This window comes from Staphylococcus sp. AtHG25 (assembly GCF_003217445.1).
GTDB classification, from domain to species: Bacteria; Bacillota; Bacilli; order Staphylococcales; family Staphylococcaceae; genus Staphylococcus; species Staphylococcus haemolyticus.
On record NZ_QJSN01000004.1, the window covers coordinates 1 to 11,677 of the forward strand.

The 11,677-nt window shown below is 32.7% G+C and carries 8 protein-coding genes and 1 other RNA gene; all 9 read right to left on the reverse strand.

Annotated elements, in window-relative coordinates; genetic code table 11:
- Positions 1-194: 194 nt before the first annotated feature.
- Positions 195-971 (reverse strand): tRNA threonylcarbamoyladenosine dehydratase, encoded by a 777-nt coding sequence (locus BDW31_RS04190; RefSeq protein WP_011275590.1) that lies wholly within the window; start codon positions 969-971, stop codon positions 195-197.
- A gap of 91 nt (positions 972-1,062) precedes the next feature.
- A non-coding RNA gene (gene ssrS / locus BDW31_RS04195) (6S RNA) lies at positions 1,063-1,253 on the reverse strand.
- Between the two features lie 233 nt (positions 1,254-1,486).
- The gene (gene aspS, locus BDW31_RS04200; RefSeq protein ID WP_053024734.1) at positions 1,487-3,253 is read right to left on the reverse strand and encodes an aspartate--tRNA ligase; all 1,767 of its coding nucleotides are present in this window, start codon (positions 3,251-3,253) and stop codon (positions 1,487-1,489) included.
- Positions 3,254-3,270: 17 nt separating this feature from the next.
- Positions 3,271-4,542, reverse strand: coding sequence for a histidine--tRNA ligase (gene hisS, locus BDW31_RS04205; protein ID WP_037550954.1), 1,272 nt, complete (start codon positions 4,540-4,542; stop codon positions 3,271-3,273).
- A 360-nt stretch (positions 4,543-4,902) separates the two neighbouring features.
- Positions 4,903-5,778 carry an N-acetylmuramoyl-L-alanine amidase family protein gene (locus BDW31_RS04210; RefSeq protein WP_053024735.1) on the reverse strand — a complete coding sequence of 292 codons (876 nt, stop codon included), beginning with the start codon at positions 5,776-5,778 and terminating at the stop codon, positions 4,903-4,905.
- Positions 5,775-6,227: a D-aminoacyl-tRNA deacylase gene (gene dtd / locus BDW31_RS04215; RefSeq protein ID WP_037550958.1), complete on the reverse strand. Its 453-nt coding sequence runs from the start codon at positions 6,225-6,227 to the stop codon at positions 5,775-5,777. Before dtd ends, BDW31_RS04210 begins: the two co-directional genes overlap by 4 nt.
- Before the next feature lie 15 nt (positions 6,228-6,242).
- Positions 6,243-8,432, reverse strand: coding sequence for a RelA/SpoT family protein (locus tag BDW31_RS04220; protein ID WP_053024736.1), 2,190 nt, complete (start codon positions 8,430-8,432; stop codon positions 6,243-6,245).
- Positions 8,433-8,800: 368 nt separating this feature from the next.
- Positions 8,801-9,319: an adenine phosphoribosyltransferase gene (locus tag BDW31_RS04225; protein ID WP_037536725.1), complete on the reverse strand. Its 519-nt coding sequence runs from the start codon at positions 9,317-9,319 to the stop codon at positions 8,801-8,803.
- 21 nt (positions 9,320-9,340) lie between these two features.
- Positions 9,341-11,614, reverse strand: coding sequence for a single-stranded-DNA-specific exonuclease RecJ (recJ, locus tag BDW31_RS04230; protein ID WP_037550962.1), 2,274 nt, complete (start codon positions 11,612-11,614; stop codon positions 9,341-9,343).
- Positions 11,615-11,677 lie beyond the last annotated feature (63 nt).

The following is an 11,677-nucleotide window of genomic DNA, read 5'->3' on the forward strand; positions in this document are numbered from 1 at the left end:
AAACTCATTAAAAGGGTATCTTTTGGTTATAGAAATTATGATAATTTGCGTAATCGAATTATTATAACTTCGCGACTATTTGCCTCAACAACAAAAAAAGAGATTAAACAACCTAAGGTTGCTTAATCTCAATATTTGGACTCATCAGTCCGATTTGACGTAGAGCCTTTTAAATTTGATTCATAGTCTATTATTTAAATATTACCTTTATCCTTAATACGGCGTACAGGTATATTTTTTAAAATGTCGTTTACTACGTAACTCGCACAGATTAATCCTACTGTACTTGGTACAAATGCATTTGATGATGGAGGCATTTGCCCTTTACGATTAATGGCGTTTGCATCTCCAACGGTTGCTTTTACATCTTCACGAATTACAATAGGACTTTCATCAGAAAACACGACAGGTACACCCTTTTTTATACCTTGACGCTTTAGTTTATTACGGATAATTTTAGCCATAGGGTCCATATAAGTTTTAGAAATATCTGCTATTTTAAATCGTGTAGGATCAGTTTTATTAGCTGCCCCCATGCTTGAAATCATCTTAATTCCTCGTTCTAAACACTCTTTCATCAGATGAACTTTATATATTATAGTATCACTTGCATCGATAAAGTAATCAATATCATAATTATTAAATAAATCCTCATATGTCTCCTCAGTATAAAACATGTGAAGTGGTGTTACTTTACAATCAGGGTTAATAAGTTTAATACGTTCTTCCATCAAAGTGACCTTACTTTGTCCGATAGTTGTAGTGAGTGCATGTATTTGACGATTGACATTTGTAATATCTACGTCATCTTTATCGATTAAAATAATATGACCAATATTGGTTCTAGCTAATGCTTCGGCAGCAAATGAACCAACACCACCTACCCCAAGAACTGCAACTGTTTTTTCTTTTAATAGATCTAAACCCTCTTGTCCATATGCTAATTCGTTTCTTGAAAATTGATGTTTCATTTTAAACTCCTTTATAAAAAACAATACGATAACTATATGTTAACAGAAAAAGACAAATAAAAATACGCAAGACATAAAGCCTTGCGTACCGGTAGAGTCCGTGATTGCCGTAGTTATAAAAAGCTTGATCATTCGGCCTGCTATATACAGGTGGGTGCCCTGTTTCTTGTTTTGCAAGTCCTCCAATTGAGGCGTGTGCGCTGCAAGAAAACCTATTGGGCTCCCTGATCAAAAAGTGTTAGGCCCAAATAAAAAGCAAACATACGAACAATACAGATGACTACCTTATGTTTATATATTACCACAGAGGTTTAAATAAAGAAATCCTTATGAACTAGATGGAATATACATTTTGTGAAGAAAAATTTTAATTATATTTAGTTTACATAATATTATTATAGTTTTTATTGGATGAATATAGTTCTACAACAAAACGAAAAAACGCTAAATAAAAGTCACCAAAATCAATTGTGATTTTGATGACTAATGTATTTATATCATTTTATATGTTAAATCTAATGACGAATACGTAAAGAAAGCTCTTCTAATTGTTTGTCTGAGACTTCACCTGGTGCATCTGTAAGCAAGCAAGTCGCAGAAGCTGTTTTAGGGAATGCAATTGTATCACGTAAGTTTGTACGATTAGTTAATAGCATTACTAAACGGTCTAAGCCTAGTGCAATACCGCCATGTGGTGGTGTACCATATTTAAATGCATCTAATAAGAATCCAAATTGTTCTCTAGCTTGTTCTTTAGTGAATCCTAATACTTCAAACATTTTTTCTTGTAATTCACCGTCTGCAATTCTGATTGATCCCCCACCTAATTCATAACCATTTAAAACGATGTCATAAGCATTCGCTTGTGCATTTTGAGGTTCTGAATCTAATTTACTAATATCCTCTTGTTTAGGTGAAGTAAATGGATGGTGTGCAGCTACATAACGTTTAGCATCTTCATCATATTCTAATAACGGCCAATCTGTTACCCATAAGAAATTAAGTTTATTTTCATCGATTAAACCTAATTCTTTGGCAATTTTAATACGTAAAGCACCTAAACTTTGAGCTACTACACTTGGTTTGTCAGCGACAAACATTACTAAGTCTCCTGATTCAGCCTGTGTAAGTTCTTTTAAAGTCGCGACATTTGAATCTTCAAAGAAACGAGCGATTGGACCACTCAATCCATCATCAACAACTTTTACCCATGCTAGACCTTTAGCACCATAAATATTTACGAATTCTGTTAATGCGTCCATGTCTTTACGAGTATAATTGTCGGCTGCACCTTTAGCTACAATGGCTTTTACTTCGCCATTATTTTCTACAGTATCTTTAAATACTTTAAAGTCCATTTCACGACCTAACTGTGATACATCTTTAAGTTCCATATCAAAACGAGTATCAGGTTTATCTGAACCATAGCGTCTCATCGCTTCTTCATAAGTCATTCTAGGGAAAGGACCTGATACTTCAATGCCTTTAACATCTTTAACAATTTTTCGTAACATTTCTTCACCCATTTCAATCACATCTTCTTGATCAACGAAACTCATTTCAATATCGACTTGAGTGAATTCAGGTTGACGATCTGCACGTAAATCTTCATCACGGAAACATTTAACAATTTGATAATATTTGTCAAAACCACTAATCATTAATAATTGTTTAAATAATTGAGGTGATTGTGGTAATGCATAAAATTCTCCTTCATGAACTCGAGAAGGTACTAAATAATCTCTGGCACCTTCCGGCGTAGATTTAGTTAAAACAGGAGTTTCAATATCGAAGAAACCATTGTTATCTAAATATTCACGAATAGAGCGTGTTGTTTGATGTCTCATTTTGAAAGTTTGTGCCAACTCTGGGCGTCTTAAATCTAAATAACGGTATTTTAAACGGATGTTTTCATCAACATTTTGATTTTCTTCATTAATAGAAAATGGTGGTGTTTCTGATTTATTGATAATTGTTATATTAGAAACTTGTACTTCTACTTGACCAGTTTTAATTTTAGGATTCACAGTATCTGGATCTCTCTTGGTTACTGTTCCCTCAACTTCAACTACATATTCTGATCTTACTTTTTCAGCTACATTTAAAGCTTCTTCAGAAAAATCAGGGTTAAATACGATTTGCACGATACCTTCTCTGTCACGTAAATCGACAAAGATTAAACCACCTAAGTCACGACGATTATGAACCCAACCTTTTAAAGTAACTTTTTGGTTTAAAAGTTCTTCTGTAACTAAACCACAATACGTTGTTCTTTTACTCATTTGTATTCTCCTTTTTATTAATTATTTTTTTCTTGAAAATAATTTACTAAGTTATTTAAGTTAATAGTTTCTGTTTCACCTGTTGACATGTCTTTGACATCAATCACTTCATTTTCAAGTTCTTGATCACCGATAACAACTGTATATTGAGCATTCAACCGATCAGCTTGTTTCATTTGACCTTTAACTTTACGTTGTAAATAATCTTTGTCGGCTTTTATACCCGATTTTCTGAGTTGATTTAAAAGCTTAACGCTATATCGTTCAGCTTCTTCACCCATAGTAACGATGAAAAGATCAAACGTATCCTCGACGTCCAAATCAATTCCTTCTTCTTCAAGCGCCAATAACAATCTTTCAATACTTAAAGCGAAACCAATACCCGTTTGATTTGGTCCATCTAATAATTCAAGCAGTCCATTATATCGACCACCACCACATAAGGTAGTTATTGCACCATCATAATTAGGATTATCCATCATTAATTCAAAAGCAGTGTGTGTGTAATAATCAAGACCACGTACAAGGTTAGGATCTTCAACATATGAAATACCTAAATCATCTAAGTGAGTCTTCACTTCATTAAAGTAAGCTTTTGAATCGTCATTTAAGTAATCAGTAATTCTTGGTGCATTTTTAACCGCTTCTTTATCTCTATCAATTTTGCAATCTAGTATTCTCATTGGATTTGTGTGTAATCTTGATTTACAATCATCACAAAATGTATCTATCACTGGCTCAAAATGACGTATTAGTGCCTCATTATATTCTTTACGTGAATCAGCATCACCAATACTATTGATAACTAATTTTAAATGTTTAAGGCCGAATGATTCATAGATATGCATCACCATAGCTAGAACTTCAGCATCCATGCTCGGATTTTCAGCGCCAATCGCTTCAACGCCGAATTGAGTGAATTGACGGTATCGCCCTTTTTGTTTACGTTCATATCTGAACATTGGCCCATTATAATATAATTTAACAGGCTGATTTGGAATACCTTGCATTTTATTCTCAATGTATGAACGTACAACAGCTGCTGTTCCTTCTGGTCTTAAAGTTATGCTTCTGTCACCTTTATCTTTAAAAGTGTACATTTCTTTTTGTACGACATCTGTAGAGTCACCCACGCCACGTGCAAACAAATCTGTACTTTCAAATATAGGCGTGCGAATTTCTTTATAATTATATAATTTCATTAATTTATCAAGTTGATTTTCAATGTAACGCCATTTACTAGAATCTTCAGGTAAGATATCTTGTGTACCTCTAGGAATTCTAATCACACAATCACTCCTTCTTTTTATTTTTACAAACTCCCTTTAATAAAAAAAGTCCCTTATATAGCATTTCTGCTATACAAGGGACGAATCGCCGTGTTGCCACCCTAATTGTAATTAAATTCGTTAGTAAAACTTAATTACCACTCAAAACGTGTAACGTACGTAAAACGGCTTAATCTATTAAAGCACCTGTTCTTGTGTTCAAAGTAATAAATTACTCAGTATAATCTTACAGCCATGGATTATATCTCTTCACAATATCAATTATTGCTACCTCTTTCATTTACACTTTCAAGAATCATAACGGTATTATATATAAAGTTCACTAATTATAATAACGAGTTTATGCATAGTTTGCAAGCTTTAAGAGGCAAAATATTGTTTTAAACCATCCACTACAGCTTCTTCTACAACTTGTCGATGAATTTGATCTCGTATCATTACCTCATCTGTTGGATTACTTATATATCCTAATTCTAATAACACGGCTGGCTTATTGGTCTGTCTTAGTACTTGGAAGTTCTCTTGTCGAGTTCCTCTATTAGACAACATGGCTTTCTTTTGTATGTTTGTATTTAACGTTTCAGCTAAAGCTTCTTGATTATTTTTATACCAATAAACAGTTGCACCATTAGCATTAGGACTATCAAGAGAATCATTATGTATACTAATGTATGCGTCACCATTAAGTTTTCTATCATCTAAGCTAACATATGTATCATCAGAACGTGTTAATTTAACTGTTGCCCCCGCTTTTTCAAGAGCACGTCTCAATTCTTTAGCTGTTTTTAAAGTATAGTTCTTCTCCAAACTCTTTTTTGAAGTATTACTGGATGCACCCTGGTCATTGCCTCCATGGCCAGGATCTAAGACAATGACCTTATTTTTTAATGGGTTTACTTTTTTATTCGCATCCGCTTCAATATTTAAGCTTGTGTGCCACCCAGCTATCCAACCTTTTTCAGAACCATCTCTGCTTTCAACTTCTATCCATTTACCTGATTTATTCAATCTAGTAAACGTATCACCTTTTTCGATTTGGTAAATCACAGGATAAGCAGCATTTGGACCAGTTCGTAATTCAGCATTCTCTGAAACTATAATTCTATTACTCCCTTGATCACTATGATTCATTAGCATAAATAATAATATTAAAAATAATATAAAAGCACCTACAACAATCAATGTTGTCAGATTTTTAAGGTCATGTTTAGATAACCATGCATCTATTTTGTTCATATTATTTTGCCATCCTGACTTTCATAAATAATAGTAACTGGACCATCATTGATAATTTCAACTTCCATATCAGTACCAAATTCACCTGTTTTCACTTCAACGTCATAAGCTTTTAAAGCAGTGTTAAATTTTTCGTATAACACATTGGCTTCTTCAGGATTTTTTGAATTTGAAAATCCTGGTCTATTCCCTTTACGTACATCAGCATATAAAGTAAATTGAGAGATAGATAAAATTTGACCTTCAACTTGTTGGATATTTAAATTAAGTTTGCCATTTTCATCTTCAAACAAACGAGCGTTAATAATCTTTTTAGCAACTGCATCTATATCTGCTTCTGTTGTATCCTTACCTATTCCGACTAAAAGACAGAAACCCTTGTCGATTTCATTGTGAATGCTGTTATTTGTAACTGCTGCTCTTTTTACTCTTTGTACAACTACTTTCATATTAATAGCACCTCATTAATTCCAAACTCTTGACACTGTATATACATCACTTAATTGTTTTAGTTTTTCAACTACACGGAATACATCATTAACATTACGCACCATAACACTAATAGTGATAATTGCATTCTTATCAGTATCAGACCGTCCATTGATTTTAATAATACTTCCGACTGTAGAGTTAACGGCTTGTATTACTTCATTTAATAAACCATTACGATCATATGCACTAACTTCTAAATCTACTTGGTATCGTTGAGTAGAATCTTTAGATTTAACCCACTCAACTGCTATTAATCGTTCTGTTTCATTTTTAACATTTGGACAATCTGTACGGTGCACTTTTATACCATGTCCTTTAGTGATATATCCTACAATATCATCTCCAGGGATTGGATTACAACATTTTGAAAGCTTTATCAATACATTCTCTATACCTTCGACATAGACACCACTATCAGTGATGATATCATCTTTAATTGGAAGTGATTTAATAACTTCCTGCGCCTCGTTTAGCGCTTTTTGTTTATCTTGTATACGTTGTCTTTCGGTCAATTTATTAACAACCTGTAAAGCTGTTACACCACCAAATCCAACTGCTGCAAATAGATCATCATCATTAGCAAAATTGTATTTCTCATTAACAACTTCTATATTTTTATCAGTTAAAATATCATCTACTCTAAAGACCTGTTCTTTAATTTCTGCTTCGACCATAAACTTACCTTTTTCAATGTTAGATGAACGGTCTTGTTTTTTAAAGAAACCCTTAATTTTACTTTTAGCACTTGATGATTTAACTATCTTTAGCCAATCTCTACTAGGTCCATAAGAGTGCTTACTTGTACGAATTTCAATAATATCTCCGGTTTGAAGAACATAATCAATAGGAACAATTTTACCATTAACTTTTGCACCAATCATCTTATTTCCGACTTCGCTATGAATAGCATAAGCGAAATCTATTGGAACCGCACCATAAGGCAATTCAATAACATCACTTGCAGGTGTGAAAGCGTACACTTTATCACTTTGTAAATCATATTTCAGTGATTCCATAAATTCTTGTGCGTCAGATGATGTATGATCAGCTTCAGCTAATTCTTTTAACCAATTTAATTTATTTTGAAAATCTTGATTCTTTTCATTAACTGTTTTTCCTTCTTTATATGCCCAATGAGCTGCAACACCATGCTCAGCTATTTCATGCATTTCATATGTTCTAATTTGTATTTCTAAAGGGTCACCATTAGGACCAACGACAGTTGTATGTAGAGATTGATACATATTCTGTTTAGGCATGGCAATATAATCTTTAAATCTTCCAGGCATTGGTTTCCATAATGTATGGACTAACCCTAAAATTGCATAACAATCATTAATAGAATTTACAATTACACGAATAGCTAATAAATCGAATATTTGATCAAACTGCTTTTTCTGCTTCATCATTTTTCGGTATATGCTATAAATATGTTTAGGTCTACCGCTAATTTCTCCAGTGATGTCCATTTTAATCATTTCTGTTTGAATTTTATCTATTGCATTAGCGATATAAGCTTCCCGTTCACTACGCTTTTTCTTCATTAAATTGACAATACGGAAATACTGAACACTGTCTATATATCTAAGTGCAGTATCTTCTAATTCCCATTTAATCGTATTAATACCTAATCTATGTGCCAATGGTGCATAAATTTCTAGTGTCTCTTTAGAGATACGCACTTGTTTTTCTCTAACCATAGCTTTTAATGTTCTCATGTTATGTAATCTATCGGCTAATTTGACAAGTATCACTCGAACATCTTTTGCAATTGCAATAAATAATTTACGATGATTTTCTGCTTGTTGTTCTTCTTTAGAGCGGTATTTTACCTTTTTAAGTTTAGTAACACCATCAACAATTCGCGCTATTTCTTCATTAAACATATCTTTAACATCGTCAAATGTGTATGGCGTATCTTCAATGACATCATGCAGAAAGCCTGCCACTATCGTTGGACCATCTAAACGCATTTCTGTTAATATGCCCGCTACTTGAATTGGATGCATGATATACGGAAGACCATTTTTGCGGAACTGTCCTTGATGGGCTTCATAAGCTATATGGTAACTTTTTAGGACATATTGATAATCATCAGTTGATAAATATGATTTAGCTTTATTTAGCACCTCATCAGCGCTATATGGATACTCGTTATTCAATATATGACACCCCAACTCATTTGTATTTCAAATACTCAACTCATATTCGAATTTTTGAAAATTAAGAAAATATACATTGTCCCTTCATTAATCCGAGTATATCATCTATTTAGATATAGAAATGCGAGTATTACTTTAATTTTATCAAATGTTAAAAGAACTACAAAAGCCTTAACATTTTTATAAATAATAGTTCTATGATACTACAAGTTTATAAATAAATAAATGGTGTTACGCTGAAATCAAATCAAGTAAACAATTTAACGAAAAAATGGGAATGAGATAGAATCCCATTACGAATTCATTATCTCATTCCCAAAAATTGTTAGACATTAAAAGCATATACTATGTCTTTTAATTCTAGTCATCTATTCATCATATGAAATTAAACTCATCACATCATAATCTTTAATTTTTTCAATACCGTTTAAATATTTAAGTTCAATTATAAATGCAATACCTACGACGATTCCTCCTAGTTTTTCAACTAGTTTAATTGCCGCCTCTATAGTACCTCCAGTAGCTAATAAGTCATCAGTTATAAGAACACGTTGACCTGGTTTAATTGCATCATTGTGCATTGTAAGAACATTTGTACCATATTCTAAGTCATATTCATATCGGATAACTTCACGAGGTAATTTACCCTCTTTTCTCACGGGCGCAAAACCAATACCCATTGAATAAGCTACAGGGCACCCAATTATAAATCCTCTTGCCTCAGGACCTACAACTATATCAACGTCTCTCTCCTTAGCATATTTTACAATTTGATCGGTAGCATAACCATAAGCTTCCCCGTTATCCATAATTGTTGTTATATCTTTAAAACTGACTCCCGGTTTAGGCCAATCTTGCACTTCCGAAACATATTGCTTTAAATCCATATATCTATTTCCTCCTATGTACTAACCCTTCTGTGATTTGATCCAAGTTTTTAATTGCGTAAAATCATCATAAAGTAAAAGTTTCTCAACTTCCATTCTGGATTGTCTTAATTGATAAACACGACTTGTTTCAATATTTTGTTTGTCAGCATTATCTACAATTTTAATTATACCATTTTCTTCTGTTACAAAACCTAACTCATAAAATACTTTAAGCATAAATTTTAAAATATTAGGTTTAACATTCAAATGTTGACATAGTAACATACCCTCTTGTTCAAGATTGGTTTCTTTTTTGGTCATTAGCGCTTTGAAACAGCTTTTAAATTGATTTGACGAGGGCATACCATCAAAATATATACTCTGCTGATGTTGCAAAACTAAATAGAGTTGTGAATAATTTAAGTTTTTGAGACTATCTTTAAGACTGTCTAAATCATTTGGCAAATCTCTTAAAATTACTACTTCATGTTCTTGATCGATTTTATCACCATAATAATAGTAATTATGATTCAATTTTTCTTTTTTAGGGTGTATTAAAAAAGCAACTCTAGTATCGTTTGGGTCTATATTTAATTGTTTACGTTTACTTCGGTAATCTAATATTTGTTCTTTATTCGTTGCTATATCTTGAATAATAAACTGTGGTGATTGATTTCCGTTCCATTCATTGATTTGTAAATTTCCTAGTAGATTGATTGGTTGACCAGGTTCAATTTGAGTTGCTAACTGACCATTTTTCCAAAATAGGCTTTGTAATTGTAACTGACCGGTTACTAATTTCAAATGGTTTTTATCTTTTCCTATTGCTCTAACATCAACGACTTCATTATCATCTATTTCCAATAATGGTTTTTCAAAGTCTGTGCCAAATGGACTTAGTCTTTGAATATCACGAATGTTATTTATAGAAATATCATTCTCTTCTAATTTAACTGATACATGTTTTGCCGGCGCTAGTGACGTATGTTCTGATAATTTAAACATCCAGTCATTCAATCCTTGCTCTAAAGCTTCAATATAATCTATTTCCATAGTCATACCCGCTGCCATATGATGACCACCAAACTTAGAAATTAAATCTTGATGTGCACTCAAAATTTCAAACATTGAAACTTGTTCTATACTACGAGCTGATCCTTTAGCATGATTTTGTTCTAAATCAATATTCAGAATTAAGGTAGGTAATGCATATGTCTCAACAATTTTAGATGCTACTATACCTAAGACACCTTCATGCCAATTTTCTTTAGCTAATAGTAAAAATTGATTGCCATTATTCACTTTTTCTTCAGCAATGGCTAGTGCCTCATCAGTTATCTGAGCTACTATTTCTTTACGTTCAACATTAAAATCTTCTACTTGTTCAGCTAGAAATTCAGCTTCTTCTTCATCCTCGGTCATTAATAACTCCGCAGCTAACGATGCATCCTCTAATCTACCAACAGCATTAAGTCGAGGCCCTATAATAAAACCTACAGTTTCTTCGTTAATCGTGTTATTATAACCAGCTTGGTTAAGTAATGCTTTAATTTGAATCGGACAGCTTTGATTTAAAAATGATAAACCTTGTTTTACTATAGAGCGGTTTTCATCTGTCATTGACACTAAATCTGCTATAGTACCAATCGCAGCTAAACTTACAAAATAATTAGGAGGATTGTCTAATAAAACTTGAGATAATTTGTAAGCTACACCAGCACCGCATAAAAAGTGAAATGGGTATTCATACTCTGGATGCATTGGATGGACGATGGCATACGCTTCAGGCAAAGTACGTCCAATTTCATGATGATCAGTTACTATGACATCAACTCCTAGCTTTTGTATCATTTCAATCTCTTTATGACCTTGTATGCCATTATCGACAGTTATGATGAGAGACACGCCTTCATCATAGGCATTTCTAAATGCAAGTTCATTAGGACCATAACCTTCTGAAAATCGATTAGGAATATACCAACCCACTTCAGCACCTAATGTCTGCAATGTATTAACTAATATAGTTGTAGAAGTGACACCATCGGCATCATAATCACCATATACCAATATACGCTCATTTTTATCAATTGCTTCATTGATTCGAGTCACCGCTTTTTCCATATCACTTAATAGCCATGGATCGTGATTAATGATAGTTTCATCTAATAAGGCTTTTATTGACTCATCATCAGTTATCGATTTACTTTCAAGCAGTTTTTTTATAATCGGTGTTAATTGATATTTTTTTATTAAAGTTTCATTTATGTATTCTGTTGGAGGTTCATAGAGCCAGTTATATTTAGATTTAATCATGTAATTATCCTCCCTTTTTCCAAAAGCCATTATACCGAAAATTCAACTAAATAAAAAGTAAAC

Coding starts and splice junctions, on each gene's coding strand:
- BDW31_RS04190 (WP_011275590.1), bottom strand. CDS start 971: ATGAAACATCAATTTTCAAGAAACGAATTAGCATATGGACAAGAGGGT.
- aspS (WP_053024734.1), bottom strand. CDS start 3,253: ATGAGTAAAAGAACAACGTATTGTGGTTTAGTTACAGAAGAACTTTTA.
- BDW31_RS04210 (WP_053024735.1), bottom strand. CDS start 5,778: ATGAACAAAATAGATGCATGGTTATCTAAACATGACCTTAAAAATCTG.
- dtd (WP_037550958.1), bottom strand. CDS start 6,227: ATGAAAGTAGTTGTACAAAGAGTAAAAAGAGCAGCAGTTACAAATAAC.
- BDW31_RS04225 (WP_037536725.1), bottom strand. CDS start 9,319: ATGGATTTAAAGCAATATGTTTCGGAAGTGCAAGATTGGCCTAAACCG.
- recJ (WP_037550962.1), bottom strand. CDS start 11,614: ATGATTAAATCTAAATATAACTGGCTCTATGAACCTCCAACAGAATAC.